Genomic DNA, 18,271 nt, shown 5'->3' with positions numbered 1-18,271 from the left:
GCTCCGCCCTGTTCCGCCACTGCTCCGACCGACCTTGCGGCGGGAGTCCTGACTCCGACCTCGGTGCCGTTGAGCTGGTCCTCTGATTGCGCCAACAGCGATACCTACACAGTCTATCGTGACGGTGTTGCCTTGGCTGCCGGTACCAACCTGACCTGCTCGGCCGGCACAATGAACTTCACCGACAACACTGCGGCCGCCAACACCACCTATGACTACACGGTTCGTGGATATAATAACGGGGAGGGCTGTGAGAGTGCCGATTCCAACACGGTTAATGTAACGACTCCGCCCTGCACCGAATCAACCCCCTCATCGATCAGTTTCAACGGTACGACCACAGCGGCCGGCGATTTCAACGGTTCCTCCATGGTCAACGTCACCGACCTGACCAACCTGGAATTCCGGGTGACCGAAGGTGCAGGGGCCGGAGCGGTGACTTTTGATGCCCAGAGCAACCTGTACCAGCCCGCTGGCGGTGCGACCATGACGTGGCAGCATACCATCGGTGGAGGAACGGACCGGCTGCTTCTGGTCGGGGTCGCTTTCGACGATCGCAACGGCGAAACCGTCACGAGTGTCACGTACAATGGCATTGCCCTGACGCAACTGCGGGCCGACAATACGGCCACGTCCAATGCCCGTACCGAACTCTGGTATCTCAAGGATGCATCGTTGCCGGCTGCGGGCACCTACGATGTCGTAGTTACGCTTTCAACGGCGTCGGGCAAGCCTCTTTACGGTGGTGCGCTGACTTATTCCGGCGTGGACCAGACGGCGACCTTTACCAGCCACAACGGCGCATCCGGGAATGCTGATCCGGCCACGGTCGATATCACATCCCAAGCTGGCGATCTGGTAGTCGATATCGTGGTTGGCTACAAGGGCGCCGGTCTGGCTGTCGGTGCTGGCCAGACCGCCTACTGGGTCGAGAATACTGACGCTTTGGGCGCGGTCATCGCCGGGATGAGCTACGAAGCCGGCGCTGCGACGACGACCATGAGCTGGACCGGCGCTGGCGATGGCGGTGAGTGGTCGATTTCCGCCGTGAGTATACATCCGGGCGCTGGCGAGACCATTATGCTCGACTGGAATGCCGATCCCCAGGAAGCCAGCGCGGTGCTGACCGACGGCAGCAGCTACAATCTCTATGCCCGCGGCACCGACCCCGAGTGCGGCACCGTCTACTATGTTGGCGGCACCACGGCGCCGGGCAACAGCCAGTCCTTCACCTGGACCGCCTGCACCGAGACCGCGACCCTGAGCGCACCGACCTTCTCGCCGTCGACCACGCCGATCACCGGCCCGGTTACCGTGAGCGCCAGCGGCACGGCCACCGGTATCCAGGTGAGCTGGAGCGAGGACGGCGGCACCACCTGGAGTGCCTGGGTGGCCAATGGCTCCACCTATACGCCGACCTCCTGCACCACGGGCAACGTCATTTTCCGCGCCCAGGGGACGGGCACCTGCGGCACCCTGACCTCGCAGGGATCGGCTACCGCGTTCGACACCACCGACGCAGATTTGGCCACCCTGACCACTACCGTTCCCGACCCGGCGACCGGGATGGTGACTATCCAGGCAGCGGTCGGCACGGAGTCCGCTCCGGATACCATGGCCAACATGGTGGTCAACATCGCCGGCAGCAGTGCCTGTAACGTTACCAACGGCACCATGAGCTGGAACGCCACCAGCTCACGCTGGGAGTACAGCTGGGATACCAGCGCCTGCGGCACTTCGACTGTCGAAAGCGGCGTCACCATCGATGTCTCCGGCAACGATCCCGACTGCGGTGACGCCGTCAGCGCCGCCCAGGTGACCGTGAGCATCGACAACACCTGTGTCGACCCCGACCCCTCCACCATCACCATCCCCAACGGGCAGAGCGTGTCGGGCAGCAGCGTCGATCTGACCACCCTGTTCACGGTAACCGGTGACGTCGGTAACTTCACCTACACCATCAACGGTACCGCCGTGACCAGTCCGTGGGATTCGACGGCCTACGGCACGACCGGCCCCGAAGTCGTGACTTTCGAGGTGACCGGCATCGATCCCGACTGCGGCGATACTGTCGGTCCGGTGAGCAACAGCATCACCGTCAACAACGCCAACGACACCAACGTCTCCAACGTGACCGCCGACAGCAAGGATGCGTCCATCCGTGTGCAGGCCTCCTACAGCGGCGATGTCAACGGCGACAACACCCTGCTGGTCGAGTGGGAAGAGTGTACCGGCGGAGTCGGCACCTGCGATGGGAGCACCTTCACCAACAGCAGTGGCACTATCGCCCACGCCTCGTCACCCTACATCTACGACATCACCGGGCTGACCAACTTCAAGGTCTACCAGGTGCGGGTGACCTTCACCGACGTCGATGGCGTCAGCGGTACCAACCCGACGGTGATCACGGATGTAGTGCCTTCCAACCCGATGTTGCACAACGCCGCCTCAACCGGTTCGAGCAAGTGGGGTGGCACCTGGGGCCTGCCCGGCGGCAAGTACGGTGAATTCACCTGTGACACCTGCCATACCGACACCACCACCAACATCAAGCGGGTGAAGGAGACCATCAGCTACCCCGACGGCAGCGTCATGCCCAACGGTTCGACCAGCAGCGCCGTCACCCTGAGCGATACCCGCGACGGCAGCAGCGACTACGGCGACGCCGTCGGTAGCCATGCCAGCAGCACCGGGGTCTGCGAAGTCTGTCACACGCTGGACGAGACCCAGACCAACGGCGTGCAGCATCACGCCTATGACATGAGCACGGCTACCCCGGCCAACCAGAACCACTACCTGCAGCAGGACTGCATGGTCTGCCACAATCACAAGGCCGGCTTTTTGCCGACCGCCTGTGACGCCTGTCACGGTGATCCGCCAACCACCTCGGATACCGACGGCAGCACCAACACCGGCCTGGTGCATACCGACGTCACTGGCAGCACCACCCCCGGTGCGCACGATACGCACGTCAATACCCTCGGCTTCAACGACTGTGCGACCTGCCACAACGGCTACGTAATGCCGAACGGCGGCGATATCGACGTCCATTTCAACGTTGACTTCACCGCCAGCGGCGGTGGGGGCCCGGCGACGGCCGGCAGCTACGGCGGCCAGCTTGGGGTCAACTACAATGGCGGCACCCCTGGTGACGGCACCAAGGCCTGCTCCAATGTCTACTGCCATGGTGGCACCATCGGCGGCAGCGCCCCGGTCTGGGACGGCACCGTCGTCTGCGGCGACTGCCACGGCGCCAGCGCCGCCACCCCGCCGGCAACCGGCAGCCATGCCGTGCATGTGCCGCTGTCCCAGATCAACGGCGACTGCACCAAGTGCCACGGTGCCGGCGCCGGCAGCCAGGGCCACATGAACGGCAACGTCACCTGGGATGTCAGTGCCCTGCCGAACACCGGCAGCACCGCTACCTACAAGGGGACCACCACTGGCGCCACGGGCGGCCTGGCGCCGAGTGCCAGCTACGGCACCTGCTCCAACGTCAGCTGCCACTTCGGCACCACCCCGACCTGGGGCCAGGCCGGCAGCACCGACTGTGCCAGCTGCCACAACAACGGCGCCGGCGAACCCTGGCCGGCCACCGGTGCCCATGACGCCCATTTCGCGGCCCTCGGCGTTTCCCTGGCCGCCTCTGTCGGCAATGAGGCGGCTGTGCGGGCCAAGTGCGACTACTGCCACAACGGTGCCAGCGCCAGCCATGCCGACGGCACCGTTCAGGTCAACATCGCGGCGACATACGACGATATGTCTGCCGGCACGCCGGCCTTCAATGGGAGCCAGTGCAGCGATGTCAGCTGTCATGGCGGCCAGACGACGCCGGCTTGGAGCAGTGGCACCATTGATGTCGCCACCCAGTGCACCCTGTGCCACAAGGCGGAAGCCACTGCGACCGAATACAACAGTGCCACCAGCGGTATGCACGGCATCACCGGTGTCGTCAGTGGCCAGAACCATGGTGCCAACATTGCCTGTACGTCCTGCCATAGCGGCCCGCCCGCCAACCACTTCAGCGACGCCGGGCTGGCGGACAGTGCCATGAGCCGCCCGGTGGCCGGCGACTTCGTGGCCGGGATCACTCTAGGCGCGACTTCCGACGATGACACCTGTGCCATGACCTGCCACAAGGAAGGGGCGACCAATCCCCGCAGTGGCAGCGCTCCTTGGGCACGTCTGAACAACAAGGCCTGGGCTTCGGGTACCGGCGCTGCCGGTGACGAGTGCAAGACCTGTCACGGCGTCTGGGGCAGCTGGCGCGGCAACGTGCTGGTCAACCACGCCAATGACTGGGACGGCGACGGCACTCCAGAAGTGCAAGCCAACCACAGCGAGTGCGAGACCTGCCACGGCTTCGCGCCGAGCAAGACCAACGCCAACTACAACGCCACCTGGGGTACCGGCGACCACGGCAACGGCGTCATTACCATGAACGGCCCGAGTCCGAGTACCGGTGCCGGCTACAACGAAACCAACTGGGGCTGCGACAACGCCTGCCATGGCGGTGCTGCCAGCAACCACAACCTGGCCGATTCGACCTGGACCGTTGGCTACGGTGATTTCGGCGGTGGCAGCTGCGACCTGTGCCATGCTCCCGGCGGTAGCGGTCCGACCGTGGTCTATCCGGCCGGGAACTCCGGCTTTGCCGGCGAGCTGTACGGTTCGCATCTTAAGGCGAGCACTGGGGATGTCATCGACGGGACCACCGACTGGGCGGCCCAGTGCCAGAAGTGCCACGGATTCCACAGCGGTGACGTGCAGGTGCCGAACAATGCAACCGTCGGCATCAACTACACCAGTCACGGCGGCATCTGGCTGGGTGGTACGGCGACCGGTGGCATGACAACCGAAGCTGAAATCTGCTGGACCTGTCATGATGCCAACGGCGTCAGCGAGTGGGGTCTGAACACGGACACAAACGGTGCCTATCCGAACTTCAACTTCGGGACCCTGAGCACCAGCAACTGGACCACCGCCACCTGGACCAGCGCCAACTTCGGCTACAAGACCGGCGCCATCCAGTCGACGCACTCGGTCAATGCCACCAATGGCAGCAGCGCAGTGACTGGCAGCGCCTACAACTACACCGAAAGTCCCGACAATGTGGCCGATATCCGCTGCAGCTACTGCCACGACGTGCACAACACGGCCGCGGCCGGCGGTGTGACCGGCGATGTCGACGGCAAGCCCTATCTGCGCGGGACCTGGTTTGGCAATCCCTATTTCGAGGATGGCGCGCCGCAAAATATCAACGGCACAACGACTTTCGAAACGATTACCCAATATGGCCGCGTGCCGCGTGGAAGTATCAATGAGGATTTCTTCGACGCCAACGGCAACGCCAAGGGCGGTTACTGGATCGACCAGAACATGAACGCCCAGGGTGTGGGAACCTACCCGGTCAACACCACGCTCGCCAACATGGCCGGCCTGTGCACCCTTTGCCACGGCACCAACGTCGACAGTATGGACCAGACCACCGGCGAGAACCTCTGGGTAGGCATCAACGGTCATTCCAATGCCGTGATCGGCGGCAGCGGTTCGAACAAGACGGAGATCCTCGACCGCAGCAAGAACGATATCAACAATAAGGGTTATGTCGTCGATATGGGGCAGTCGGGCGATCCCAATCAGACCTATGACCGTCCTGAGGGGTATGGCTACCGTGACAGCGGTGATTATACGCCCGGTTATGCTCCGAGGCTGATCGACGGCAATCCGGCCAAGGAACAGGAACCTTGGAAGAACAAGTGGTTCGATTGGGGGGTGAGTGCCAGGTTCTCGGGCGATACTTACACCCAGTATCACCAGTTCACTTGCTCCAAGTGCCACAACCCGCACGCTTCGCGGTTGCCGAAACTGATGATCACCAATTGTCTCGATACCAAGCATAATACTTGGCAGAACGCTGTCAGTGTGGATGACAATTCGCCCAGCGTCAAAAATGGAGCGGCCACCGCGACTCCAACCCGGTCCGATGGCTGGCACGCGTCCAACTGGTCGACATCGCAGAACTGCCACCGTGTCGGAATCCCCGGCGAGCTTGGAACCGGTGATGGGCTGGGTGACATGGATGGTCAGGGCTGGAACAAGGTCACGCCCTGGTAAGAGCGGATAGGGTAAACGAGCCGAAAAGGAGAAAAACCATGAAACGCTACAGCAAGCCGAAAGTGGTGGGGAGCGGCAGCGTCCATCCCTGCTGAGGATAGAATGAGGAAATGAAGAAGGTGGAAAGGCCGGGTCGATCGATCCGGCCTTTTCATTTTGGACTGTATCGGAATAACGCCTTTGACGCGAAGACGCAGAGTGGCAGAGGTGGAGAGGGACCGTGAATCGGTGTTTCTTCGGATGGCAGCTCTGAATCGTCAGTCGACCGTCAGTCCCATTTCACGCAATGCAAGCCAGCCCTGTCATGTCGGCGTTTCACTGTGAACCAGGCGAGTGAGTCGGACCGAAGCGAATGCGGCGCACGAAGTCGAGCAGATTGCGTCGGCCGGGGTGGGAGCTTGAGACGGTATGAACGCTGGCGGCGATATTAGTAACGCCGGCTGTTCAGTTCGGCCAGCTGTACAGTAGGCTGTTGGTCTGGATGTCCCGAACCGAGTTGCCGGTAACTGAAAAGGGTCCGCCGTGGTGGATATGGTTTTTCGGGACATTGAGTTTTGCATTTATTCGGATTTTTCATTCAACTTTCTTCTGTAGTTGTCCAGGTGCTTCCGGATGTCGGGATAGTACACTTCGGACCAGGGCAGTTTGTCCAGGCGATCCAGAATGACGGACATCGGCTGATCGTGTCCTATCTGCCACAGGATGTCGAGTTGGCTCAGCGAGGGCCAAGGACTGTCAGGTTGTGCAGCCTGTGCCAGCGAGAGCATCTCCAGGGCCGCGTCCGGCCGTTTTTTCTTCATGGCCGTTTCGGCGAGAGAGAAATATTCGAGCGCGTAAATCGGATCCAGGCGCACGGCTTCAGCCAGGTGTCCGAGGGCGGCGGTACCGTTCTTGAAGCGCCGTAGAACCTGGTACAGACTGTATTTCGTAGCCGGATCGTCAGGCACGAGTTTATCCATCTTTTGAAAAAGCTCGAGCATTTCTTCCTTTTTGAAGAAATTTTCAAGATAAAGGGCCTGGGCGCGCATTCTCCAGGTTTTCGGCAACGGCTTGTCAAGCATCTCTGGTTTTTTCAGCAGGGACACGAGATTGGGGCCGAGAAAACGAATGCCGAGGGGGACGTTGCCGAGCAGGTTGCTCTGTGAAATGGTGACTTGCCGTACCGGCCAGTGTTTGTCCCGCAAGTTTTGCAGCTCGGTGCCGACCATGGGGTAGATCGGGGTTTTGACTTCGTTGCGGTAACGGGCAGAAAAATAACTCAAATCGAAATGAACGATCAGGGGGCCCGAAAGTTCGGGAAGAGCGTGGGAGGCGAAAACACGCAAGGGAGTGTTGCGGACTTGGCCAGCGATATGGTCGCCTGACCGCTTCAGGCTGGCAAGTTCCTTTTCGTTCAGGACGTGGTGTTCCCGCAACTGTTTCTTAAAGGCCGCAAGTTCAGGCAGAGGGGTTTCTTCGGCCAGAGGAAGAATCCAGACGACCTGCGAAAAAAGCCCTGATTCGAGGGCGGCTGAAAGCCCCATGCCGGGGAGAAGTAGTGGGTTGCTCGAGGGATAGACGCTTCGGTTCCGAACCTGCTCTGCAGTGCCCGTGAGAACCAGATGGCGGGCGTCTTCGACGACAGCAGCCGGTATCGGTTCGAGAAACGGATTGTTGGATAACAGAACCAGGGTAGGATGCTCCGAGCGGTATGTGCGCCATGTCAGCAAGGCCTCGGTATCCGTTTCGCAGAGAACGGGGGCAACCGGATCGGTCAGCAAGGCCGGAGCCCGTGAGGTAGCGGCGACGGTCACGGAAGGCGTGAAAAGGAAAAGGATCGACAGCAGCAGGATATGTCGGGCGAACCACATGTGGAGCATTCCCTTTCTACAGATTTTGGTCAGTAGGTGGCGGATGTCGATGTATTGGTCGGGTTTTTGCCTGCCAACCGGATTCGGACGGTGAAAAGCTGTCCGGTATGGCGCCAAAGATCAATGCAGCGTATCAGGTTGCCGGGAAGATGGGTGTCTGAGTCCTTTATTCCCGGCTGCTATTTGCGATAAACATGCCTCGACCTGAAAAAGATTTGCGCAATCTTTGACAATGTTCGACTATAGTCATCCAACAGAGTTGACGATACCAGAAGTAACCGGGTGTTGAAAGTCTGTGGATGCATGACAGGCCGCAGGTCGGCGATGCTCGTCCCGTGATTCATTCCTGTCGACTGAAGGTTCTGGACGGGTTCGGGAGTGGTTTGACAGGCGTGTTTTTTGCATTTAATCTTGGAGCAGAATGATGAAAACAGAGGGCCCGGTTTTGTGCAGTCAGGAGCGGTCGTTCTGTTTTTCCTTTAAATCAGGCTAGTTGCGCTGCGCTTACGCAGGGCGCAGCGAGAAAATCGGTTGTTGTACGATCATTTCAGGTTTCCCCTTGAAGACAAACCTGTCGGTGAAAAGGAGAGGAAGCATGGGTAAAAAGACGTTGTGTGTGCTTTTGGCCGCGTTGATGCTGTGCCTGGGTTCCGGGCTCGTGCTGGCCCAGGAATTCGTGGACATCAGCAGCCAGGCGGGGGTCGCCGACGCCGGTCTCGGCAAGGGAGTCGCCTTCGGCGACATCAACAATGACGGACTGGTCGACCTGTACGTTTCGAACAAGGGTGGCGCCAACCATCTCTATCTGAACAAGGGGAACGGCAAGTTCGAGGATATCACCGCCCGTGCCGGCGAGGGCCTCGACTATCCCGGTCTGGCCATGGGCAGCGTCTTTGGCGACTACAACAACGACGGCTTTGTCGATCTCTACCTGGCCACCGGCGGTCGCTATGAAATCGAAGCCAACCGGCTCTTCCGCAACAACGGCGACGGCACCTTCACCGATGTCACCGAGGAGGCCGGCGTCGGCCTGAAGGCCTTTACTTACGGTGCGTCCTGGGCCGATTATGACAACGACGGCTACCTCGACCTCTACTGCGCCAACTACGGAGTCGGCGCCAAGAACGTGCTCTTCCACAACAACGGTGACGGCACCTTCACCGATGTCACCGACGTCGCGGGCGTTGGCGACCGTTCCTGGAGCTGGATGGGGGTCTGGGCCGATGTCAATGGCGACCATTACGTCGACCTCTACGTGGTCAACGGCCAGTACCCGGTCGGCGAGAAGAACCGCCTCTACATCAACAACGGCGACGGCACCTTCCGCGATGCCACCAGCGAGGCCGGGGTGGAAGATCCCAACTGGGGGCTCGGCGCCGCCTTCGCCGACATCGACAACGACGGCGACCTCGACCTTTTCGTCTCCAACTATGTCGGTCCCAACAATCTCTATCTGAACGACGGCAAGGGCGTTTTCACTCTCGCCAACGAAAAGATCGCCGGCACCCACGAAGGCTGGGGCAAGGGCCCGACCTTCGGTGATGTCGATCATGACGGCGACCTCGACCTGTACGAAGGCGACTGCAAGCTGGCCAACCAGCTCTACCTGAACGACGGCAAGGGGAACTTCGTCAACGTCGCCGACCGCCAGCCGCAGCTCAAGTGCGAGACGGTGCGGACCAAGGGCACCGCTTTTGCCGACATCGACAACGACGGCGACCTCGACCTGTACGTGATCAACTGGGGCGCCGAAAACAAGCTCTACCTGAACAATCAGAATGACAACAACTGGCTCAAGGTGAAGGTGACCGGCAGCATCTCCAGCCGTGATGCCTACGGTACCCGGGTGGAGGTCTTCGAGTCCGGCAAGACAGAGCTGAAGGCGATGCGCGAAATCCGCTCCGCCACCGGCTTCTGCGCCCAGAGCCCGAAGGTCGCCCATTTCGGCCTCGATGCTTCCAGGCGCTACGACGTGGTCGCCACCTTCCCCAGCGGCCTGCAGGCCCGGATGGACAACGTCAAGACTGGGCAGACCATCGAGCTGATCGAACCGGCGACGGTCGAACAGCGCCAGTTGGCCAAGGCGGAATAAGCAAGCGGGTCGAAAAGACCGTTCGAGTCGTCACTAACCCTGAACCCCACAAGGAGGCGAGCATGAAGAAATATCTCAAGCCGCGTGTGGTTGGCAGCGGGAACGTTCATCCCTGCTGACGACGACAAGGCCGGGCCGGGAAGAGATTCCCGGCCCGGCCTTTTTTTATGCCTTGTGGAAATGGTATCAGGGCAGCAAACACGGGAGAAAACTGCTTTTAACGGAGAGACGCAGAGAAGGAGAGGGCGCAGAGGTCTTCGGACAGCTCACCTCACCTTCCCGGGAATCGAGGGACGGGAAGCCTTCAAGTTCATCCCGATCTGACCGTCCTCCGTCAGGAGGGAGTCCACGATGCGGAGGGTCGAAGAGAGCGGGGCGGGCGGGCTGCTTCTTTCTGCCTCTGTCTCTCCGTGTCTCAGTGGTGGAACGAAATCACTCGACCGGTTCGATTGTCAGGTCGTCGAACAGCACCGGCTTGCGATCCGTCTGGCCGTCGATGAAGAGGATCAGGTGAATCATCCGGGTTTTCGGACCGGTGGTGAAGGTGAATTGCCGCCGGCCCCAGCCGTTGCGTCCGTTCAGGGAGAAGCCGACGTGGCTGGCCAGCAGATGCTCTTTTTTGAGCTTGCTGTCGAACTGGTCAGGAATCCAGAGGAAGCGGTCGAACTCCTGGATGCCGATGCCTGCCCAGCTCTGGGGCGGCAGGTCGGTGCGGATGCGGACACTTACCCGGTAGCTGGTGTCGGGCTCGACGGCCATGGGGGAGAAGTAGCCGACGGAATCGACGTTCTTCAGGCCGCGGAAGGCGAACACCCGGTTGCTGCCTTGGTCGGTTTCGAGCTGAAGGACGCCGGTGATGCGACGCAGGTGGTCGAGGTAGGTGAGCCAGAAGGGGAAGAGTTCATCCTTCTCGTCCGGGCGCACCTGCCCGGCGCGGGGAAAGAGGGAGATGCGCGGTTGCCCCTCGAAGTCTTCGAACAGTGGCGGCGCCGGCGGCTTCGGCCGGGATGGCTGTTCGGCTTCGGTTGCCGATTCGGTCCTCGGGGGGCTGTCACCGCCGGTTGCCGCGGCCGGTTCGACCGGTTCGGCCGTTTGCTGGTTGCAGGCGACAAGGAGCAGAAACAGCAGCGGGACAAGCGGTCGGGTCAGCGGATGAAGAGCCATCGGATCACCGTTGCGATGTAGAGGCCTGCCGGGACGAGCAGGGCGGTCAGGGCGGCGAGGGTGTAGCCAGCCTCCGAATGTTCCGCCGGCAGTTGTCTGCGGCAGCGGCGGACGGCGTGGAGCGAGGCGGCGATGCCGCCGGCCAGGGCCAGCAGGACGAGCCACTTCAGCAGGTCGAGCGGCAGCAGCAGGCCGGGCGGGTTCATGGTCTGCATCACGTTGATGGCCAGAAAACTCTTCACCCCGGACGGGTCGCGCAGCGCGAAGGGTAGATAGCCGGCCTTGGCGTTGATCTTCACCAGCGCCAGGACCAGGTGCACCGCCAGCAGCAGCGGAATCAGAGGCAGGGTCAGCCAGCCGAGCCGGTGCCAGAAACCGGGCCCGGACGAGGGCGGGGTGTCGGGGCGCTGTGGCTGCAGCCCGTCACCCGCCTGCACGCGGGTCTCGCTCAGCCGCCAGATGGCCCAGGCCGGCAGCAACAGCAGCAGCGGCAGCAGCAGGGCCACCCAGACGGCCGCCAGCAGATTGAAGCCGTCGCCGCCCCAGCCAAGCAGCAGGGCGGCCTGCTGCGGCGGCCAGAGGAGGGCCTGGCGCAGATCGACGTAGACCTTGCTGAAGTTGGCGGTCAGCAGGCCGAAGAGCACGACCAGGAAGAAGGCCTCGTCGGCGGGCAGCGGCGCTTTGCCGATGTCGGCCATCCAGCGGCGGAAGCCGAGCCGGATGCTGTTGCTCGGACAGTTGTTGACGCAGTGCAGGCAGTAGGTGCAGTCGCGGCTGTCGCGGATCTCGTCCGGTACCAGGTCCATCGGGCAGTCGTCGCGGCGGGCATGCCAGTAGAGGACCATCCGGCCGAGGCTGAAGCGTTGCCAGAAGCTGCCGCCGCTGACGCAGAACCGACCCTTGCAGGAGGGGCAGGTTCCGTCGTTGCGGGTGCGCAGCTCGAAGGGAGCCACCCGGGCGTAGAGACCGAAAACGGCGCCGGCCGGGCAGAGCAGCCGGCAGAAGGCACGCGGCCGGAAGACCAGGCCGCAGACGATGGCCAGCACCACCGTCAGCGCCAGCAGGCGTGCCGTCAGGTCGGGGTAGCGATGGGTGGCCTGCAGGTAGATGGCGACCTGCAGGGCGACCAGGGCCAGGGTGACCGGCAGGTAGTTGTTCAGCCAGCCGGGCAGCTCCCGCCGCAGGCCGAGGCGGGCGAAGATGCCGTTGAGCCAGCCGAGGGGGCAGACGGCGCACCAGAAGCGGCCGAGCAGCAGGGCGACGAAGACCACGCCCATGATCCACCAGACCCAGAACAGGTGGTTGGTGATGTTGGTGTACATCAGCGGATCGGGGGTGCTGACGCCGGGAATGGCGTGCTGGTGCCAGCCCCAGGCGATCATCGCCAGCAGCAGGACCAGGGCGACCAGCCGCAGCAGCCGCCAGAACCAGCGCGCGCGGAGCAGCCGGCCGAGCAGCGGGATATCGAAAAGATTGGAAAGCATCTGTGGTTGCCTTCTCGAGCTTAAACAGACGTTGTCACGCGTCACACTTTTTCAGTGATAGATGTTGTAGGGCATCACCAGTTCTCCTCTGGCGTCGCGGTAGCGGACATGCCGGCCGGTTATCATTTCCAGCGAACGGGCCGCCCATTCCCGGACCACCACCTCGGGATCGTCGAGCAGCGGTTGCAGGGCCTCGGCGGCGGCCGGACCGCCCAGCGGCCCGAGGGCCATGGCCGCCTGCATCCGTGTTCGCCAGTCGCTGTCGTTCAGGCCGTCGATCAGGGCCTGCTCGGCCCGTCGCTCCTTGAGCTTGCCCAGCGCCTGGAAGGCGAGGCCGCGATTGGGGCCGTCGACGGCACGCAACAGGCTGTCGACGGCGCGCGGATCACCGATATCACCCAGAGCGCGGATGATGTAGCCGGCGGCCCGGGAGGTGGCGGCGGGCAGGGCCTGCACCAGGGGCGGGACCGCCTTGCGGTCGAAGCGAATCAGGGCGCGGGTGGCGTAGCGGCGTACCGTTTCGTTCGCGTCGTCCAGCGCTTCGATCAGGGCGGGGATGGTTGCCGGATCGCCGATCTGGCCCAGGGCCCAGGCGGCGATGTAGCGGCGGCCGAAGGCCCTATCCTTGAGGGTGGCGCGAATCCCGTCCACCGCCTCTTTCGCCCGCAGGGTGCCAAGGGCGGCGATGGTGTATTCGCGCAGAACCGGATCGCTGGTGTCGAGCTGGCCGCTCAGAGCCGGAACCGCCTCCCGGCCGAGGGCGACGACCACCGGATAGACCCGGTCGTTGACGCCGTTTTCCCTGCGGCCGAGCAGGGAGACGAGCTGGCTGACGGCCCTGGCGTCGCCTGCCCTGGCGGCGTTTTCCAGCGCCGGCAGGTCGAGAGCCGGCTCCTGGCCGCAGCCGGCGAACAGCATCAGGCCGAGCAGAAGAAGCGGCCAGACCGTCCGGAACGGGAAGCGCTTGCCGGTCGTTACCATACCTTGGTCACCGTGATGTCGATGTTTTCGAGAATTTCACCATCCTTGACCACCACCGCCGAAGGCTCGATGGTTCCCTGGTCGTAGCGGCCGTAGAGATCGCCGATCTGCGGCGGGCCGCCGAACTTGTCCCGTGCCGCCAGGTAGTAGGTGCCGCCCTTGGGCAGGTAGATCAGATAGCGACCGTCGGGACCGGTCTTCTCGGAAACGAACTTGGGGCGTTCCGACATCTGCACGTGGTCGTAGACGTGCACCCTGGCGCCTGCCACCGGTTTGCCCTCGGCGTCCCTTATGGTGCCGGAAAGCCCGGTCTTGCCGGCCGGCAGGGTGGTGCTCAGGCGGCGCTCATCGCCGACCTTGACCGGGGCCACCACCGTCAGCTGTACCGGCTGTGCCTCGAGGTCAAGATTGATGAATTCACTCTTGTTGTCGCCGGCCAGTACCGGGCCGGCCATTTCGCCGTTCTTGCGCTTGCGGGCGACGGCGATGTATTCGCCGGGGGGCAGGGAAAGCTCGAACCGTCCCTCGGCGTCGGTCGGCTTGGAGACCGTCATCGCCGGTCCGTAGAGGTCCATCCCCTTCTGGTAGATGTAGATGTAGGCGCCCTCGAGGGGGACCATGACCCGGCCGCTGACCTTGACCAGGTCCGGCTTTTCGGTCTGCGGCTGTTCCTGCTGGCAGCCGAGGGGAAGCAGAAAGAGACAGGCGAGAAGAAGCGGCAGAAACCTTTTCATGGCGATTCACTCCGGTTGCCTGACATCGCCGGCCGCGGCGGGCAGCAGCACCAGCCGTTCTTCGGCGCGGGATGCGTAATGTTCGTCGAGGGTATGGTCCATGACCGACAGGCCGAAGGCGAAGCCGTTGCGCGCTGCCGGTGAAAAGACGATGTCGTGCGGATCGCCGGTGTCGAGGGCCCGGCGCAGGGTGACCACCCAGAAGTCCCCGTCGCGAATGGCAACGGCCCGGATGTCGGCCCGACGTCCCGACGGCCGTTCGGTCAGCCAGCCTGGAGCCTGGCTTCCTGCAGGCCGGAAGCTGCCGTCGATTCGGCGACCCTTGCCATCATAAATCGGCTGGTCGTCGGGACCAAAGGGTTTTTCCCCCGCCTCGGCCCGCATCGAGTTGGGGCGGTGCAGTTCGCCCGGCAGGTCGCCGTGCATCCCTTTGTGGTCGAGCCAGCGGTCGTCGGCGAAACCCAGGCGACCGGTGCGGTCGGCCTTCCAGTTCCACAGGTCGTACCAGGGGCCGGGGCGTTCGAGTTTCATGTGGTTGGTGGCGTGAAAGGTCGAGCCGGCGACGCCGAAGTCCTCGATGTGGCAGGCGAGGCTGCAGGTGAAGGGGCGGCTCTCTTCGTCCGGTCGCCAGAGCATGCCGAAGCCGTCCTCGAGGGCGCCGTTGTTGACCCACTTTGTGCCGTCGAAGGTCCAGCGGTTCATGGCATCGTCGCGGGTCAGATCGCGCCAGCGCAGCCGCAGAAAGAGATCGCGGTCGGTGTAGAAGGCCTTCATCTCCACGGGCAGCGGCCGGGGGATGGTGCCGCCGTGGTGGCAGGACGGTGTCGAGGTGTGGACAGTGTCCTTGTCGATGTCGGGAAAGACCTCGACCTTGTGCACCCGGCCGCCGCGGACCTCGACCCGGTGTGGCAGTGCCCGTTGCCAGTCGGCTTCGGTGGGAGGGTGCTCCAGGTACAGGGCGTAGAGTCGGTCCGCTTCCGGCTGCCGGCAGCCGCCGAAGAGGGCAGATATGCCGACAACGGCCAGCAGAAGCAGGACGCCGGGCAGCCTGGCGTATTTGACGTGGATTTGGGGGCGGCGGATGCGATTCACAACCGGGCTTGAAATGCAAATCACGTACCGAGGCGGAGGCAAAGCGGGAAACGCGAAACAGGAAACGCCTGTCCGGAAAGGTCGGTCGATGGCTGTGATTCGGGACCCGCGAAGCGAGAATCGTCCGCAGGACGCCGCCCAGGCCCCCCCCCGAACGCTTCGTCACCTGTCACTCGTCATCTGTCACCCGCACCGCGTGGCATATTTTCGCCGTTGCCTTTCGTGCCCCGGCAAATAAATGACGGGGACGGACCGTTGCTGGCGGCGGATTCGCAACCGGGCGGGACCCGGCGGCCGGCACGGGACTTGCTCGCTCCAATGGGTTATGGTTTCCGCATCCCTCGATCGCCGCACCTGCTACGGCATGTTCGCCATCTCCCTGGCCGGTCTGATGTACGAGCTGATCCTGACCCGGATCTTCTCGGTGCTGATGTGGTACCATTTTGCCTCCATGGCCATCAGCCTGGCCCTGTTCGGTTTCGCCGTCGCCGCCATGCTGGTTCAGCTGCGACCCGGCCGGTTTCCGGCGGAACGCACCGGCGACATCTGTCGCCGGTGCTGCTGGGGGTTCGTCCTGTCGCTGGTCCTCTTTTTCGGCGTTTTCGTCCTCTTCCGCTACTGGCCGCAGTTCGGCTTTCGGGTGCTCTCCTTCTTCCATCAGCCCTTCTACCAGCCTTTCCAGCAGGGGTTCTACAACAAGGGGGTGCCGCTCTCCCTGCTGCCGGTTCTGGCCGGTCTCTACCTGGTGACGGCGCTGCCGTTCTTTTTTGCCGGCCTGGCTGTCACCCTGCTTTTGCGTCGCCATCTGCGGCAGATCGGCCGGCTCTACAGCTGGGACCTGCTGGGAGCCGGGCTCGGCTGCCTGGCGGTGATCGGCGTTCTCGAACTGGTCGGCGGCGTCGGCGGTCTGCTGCTTGTGGCCCAGGCCGGACTGGCGGCGGCAGCCTGTTTCGGAGACGGCCGCAGGCGGTGGCTGAGGCCGCTGCTGGCGGCGCTGCTGCTGGTCGCCCTTCTGGCCGGCAACCTGGCTTTCGATTTCGCCGGCATCCGTTTCGTGCGCGGCCGCTACGAACCGGGACTGCTCTGGAGCGCCTGGAATTCCTTCTCCCGCGTCGCCGTCTATCCCTCGCGCGGCGAGGAGTTGCGCCAGGCCTGGGGGCTTTCGCGCACCTACCGGGGGCCGATACCGCAGCAGCTCGGCATGGTGGTCGACGACACCGGCTACACCACCCTCTACCGCTGGCCGGGCGAGGAGGGGCTTGGCTATTTTCGCGACAACGTCATTGCCCTGGCCTGGCGGCTGAAGGAAGCGCCGGTCGGACTGGTGATCGGGCCCGGCGGCGGCAAGGACGTGCTTGCCGCCCTGGCCAGCGGCGCACAGAGGGTGACGGCGCTGGAAATCAATCCGCTGGTGGCCGAGGCGGTCAACGAGCGTTTCGCCGCCTTTACCGGCGCGCTCTACCGGCGTCCCGATGTCGAGCTGGCCGTCGACGAGGGGCGCAGCTGGATCCGCCGGCAGAACAGGCGGTGGGACGTGATCCAGGCCTCGGCGGTGTTCGGACGCATGGCGCCCTCGGCCGGGGCCTTCACCCTGTCGGAGAACAACCTCTACACCCTGGAGGCCTTTCGCGACTACTGGGAGCATCTGCGGCCGAACGGCATCCTCTCCATCTCCCGCTTCATCTTCGAGCGGGAGACCCTGCGCCTGGTCTCGCTGGGGCTGGCCTTCCTCGAGCGGCAGGGCGTTGCCGACCCGGCGTCCCACATCGTCGTCATCAAGGAGCGGGGACTGGCCAACTTCATGCTCAAGAAGTCGCCGTTCACGCCGGACGAGCTGGCACGGCTGCGGACGATGACGGCGCGACTGGCCTTTCAGGAGGTGCTGATGCCCGACCGGCGGCAGGGGAGCGATCCCTTTCACCGCCTGGTGGCCGGCTACGCCTCGGGGACCTTCTATGACGAATTTCCGTTCGACGTCACCCCGACCACTGACGACCGGCCGTTTTTCTACTACATGTACAAGCCGGCCGATTTTCTCACCCTGTTCACCTTTCCGGCGCAGAGCCGTTTCGAGGACCGGGCGGTGCTGATCCTGCGCAACTTGCTGCTGGTGGTGGGCGCCTTGACCTTCGTCTGCCTGATCCTGCCCCTGCTCCTTTTCCGCCGGTGCGAGCTTGGCCGTGCTGGCAGCGGGTGGCGCCTGCTCTATTTCGCCTGCCTTGGTCTTGGTTTCATGCTGCTCGAAATCGGCCTGTTGCGCCGTTTCATTCTCTTTCTCGGACAGCCGATCTACGCGCTGGCGGTGATTCTCTTCAGCCTGCTGGTCTTTTCCGGTCTCGGTTCGCTGCTGGCCGGGAAGATAGCCGCCGGCCGCGAGGGACGCTGGCTGCCGCCGCTGCTGTTGGTACTGGTCTTGCTTTCCCAGTTCTGCAACTACGGTCTGCCGCCGCTGCTCGACGCCCTGCTCGATCAGCCCCTGGCGCTGCGCTGCCTGCTGGCCGCCGGCCTGCTGGCGCCCCTGGGCCTGCTGCTCGGCATGCCGCTGCCGCTGGGCATGCGCCTGCTGCATCCGGACGGCCGCGACCTGGCCTGGAGCTGGGGAGTCAACGGCGCCACCGGCGTGCTCGGTTCCCTGCTGGCGGTGGTAGTGGCCATGAACTGGGGCTATACCCTGACCCTGCTGGCGGGCGGACTGGTCTACCTGCTGGCGCTTTCGCCGGTGCTGCGCCTGCGGAGCGGCGGACTTTGAGGTTTTTC

Annotated in this window: 9 protein-coding genes; 3 read left to right on the top strand and 6 right to left on the bottom strand. The window is 63.4% G+C overall.

Going from position 1 to position 18,271, the window contains the following annotated elements:
• The first annotated feature begins 69 nt into the window (after positions 1-69).
• Positions 70-6,117: a CxxxxCH/CxxCH domain c-type cytochrome gene (locus EDC39_RS11445; RefSeq protein WP_187426766.1), complete on the top strand. Its 6,048-nt coding sequence runs from the start codon at positions 70-72 to the stop codon at positions 6,115-6,117.
• A 560-nt stretch (positions 6,118-6,677) separates the two neighbouring features.
• On the opposite strand, the gene EDC39_RS11440 is transcribed toward EDC39_RS11445, so the two are convergent.
• Positions 6,678-7,967 (bottom strand): tetratricopeptide repeat protein, encoded by a 1,290-nt coding sequence (locus EDC39_RS11440; protein ID WP_148896523.1) that lies wholly within the window; start codon positions 7,965-7,967, stop codon positions 6,678-6,680.
• 595 nt (positions 7,968-8,562) lie between these two features.
• Between EDC39_RS11440 and EDC39_RS11435 the strand changes: the two genes are divergently transcribed.
• Entirely contained in the window at positions 8,563-10,059 is a 1,497-nt protein-coding gene (locus tag EDC39_RS11435) for an FG-GAP repeat domain-containing protein (RefSeq protein WP_148896522.1), read from the top strand.
• Between the two features lie 432 nt (positions 10,060-10,491).
• Here EDC39_RS11435 and EDC39_RS11430 read toward each other — a convergent pair whose 3' ends face one another.
• Genes EDC39_RS11430 through EDC39_RS11410 form a run of 5 tightly spaced genes read right to left on the bottom strand, consistent with a single transcriptional unit; the run spans position 10,492 to position 15,514 of the window.
• Positions 10,492-11,223, bottom strand: a complete 732-nt coding sequence (locus EDC39_RS11430) for a hypothetical protein (protein ID WP_148896521.1) — start codon at positions 11,221-11,223, stop codon at positions 10,492-10,494.
• Positions 11,205-12,707, bottom strand: coding sequence for a 4Fe-4S binding protein (locus EDC39_RS11425; protein WP_148896520.1), 1,503 nt, complete (start codon positions 12,705-12,707; stop codon positions 11,205-11,207). Before EDC39_RS11425 ends, EDC39_RS11430 begins: the two co-directional genes overlap by 19 nt.
• A gap of 51 nt (positions 12,708-12,758) precedes the next feature.
• Complete coding sequence (locus EDC39_RS11420; RefSeq protein WP_148896519.1) at positions 12,759-13,688, bottom strand: HEAT repeat domain-containing protein; 930 nt, start codon at positions 13,686-13,688, stop codon at positions 12,759-12,761.
• Positions 13,682-14,422 carry a peptidase associated/transthyretin-like domain-containing protein gene (locus EDC39_RS11415; RefSeq protein WP_148896518.1) on the bottom strand — a complete coding sequence of 247 codons (741 nt, stop codon included), beginning with the start codon at positions 14,420-14,422 and terminating at the stop codon, positions 13,682-13,684. Before EDC39_RS11415 ends, EDC39_RS11420 begins: the two co-directional genes overlap by 7 nt.
• 6 nt (positions 14,423-14,428) lie before the next feature.
• Positions 14,429-15,514, bottom strand: coding sequence for an ethylbenzene dehydrogenase-related protein (locus EDC39_RS11410; RefSeq protein ID WP_187426765.1), 1,086 nt, complete (start codon positions 15,512-15,514; stop codon positions 14,429-14,431).
• A gap of 325 nt (positions 15,515-15,839) precedes the next feature.
• Between EDC39_RS11410 and EDC39_RS11405 the strand changes: the two genes are divergently transcribed.
• On the top strand, positions 15,840-18,263 hold the full coding sequence (locus EDC39_RS11405) for a spermidine synthase family protein (protein WP_148896516.1): 2,424 nt from the start codon (positions 15,840-15,842) through the stop codon (positions 18,261-18,263).
• Positions 18,264-18,271: the final 8 nt, after the last annotated feature.

The organism is Geothermobacter ehrlichii (assembly GCF_008124615.1).
GTDB lineage: Bacteria > Desulfobacterota > Desulfuromonadia > Desulfuromonadales > Geothermobacteraceae > Geothermobacter > Geothermobacter ehrlichii.
This window is presented reverse-complemented; position numbering and strand designations above follow the sequence as displayed.

Bases quoted from the DNA above. Each gene is read 5' to 3' on its own strand.
- EDC39_RS11430 (WP_148896521.1), bottom strand. From the start codon at position 11,223: ATGGCTCTTCATCCGCTGACCCGACCGCTTGTCCCGCTGCTGTTTCTG.
- EDC39_RS11420 (WP_148896519.1), bottom strand. From the start codon at position 13,688: ATGGTAACGACCGGCAAGCGCTTCCCGTTCCGGACGGTCTGGCCGCTT.
- EDC39_RS11440 (WP_148896523.1), bottom strand. From the start codon at position 7,967: ATGTGGTTCGCCCGACATATCCTGCTGCTGTCGATCCTTTTCCTTTTC.
- EDC39_RS11415 (WP_148896518.1), bottom strand. From the start codon at position 14,422: ATGAAAAGGTTTCTGCCGCTTCTTCTCGCCTGTCTCTTTCTGCTTCCC.
- EDC39_RS11405 (WP_148896516.1), top strand. From the start codon at position 15,840: ATGGTTTCCGCATCCCTCGATCGCCGCACCTGCTACGGCATGTTCGCC.
- EDC39_RS11435 (WP_148896522.1), top strand. From the start codon at position 8,563: ATGGGTAAAAAGACGTTGTGTGTGCTTTTGGCCGCGTTGATGCTGTGC.
- EDC39_RS11425 (WP_148896520.1), bottom strand. From the start codon at position 12,707: ATGCTTTCCAATCTTTTCGATATCCCGCTGCTCGGCCGGCTGCTCCGC.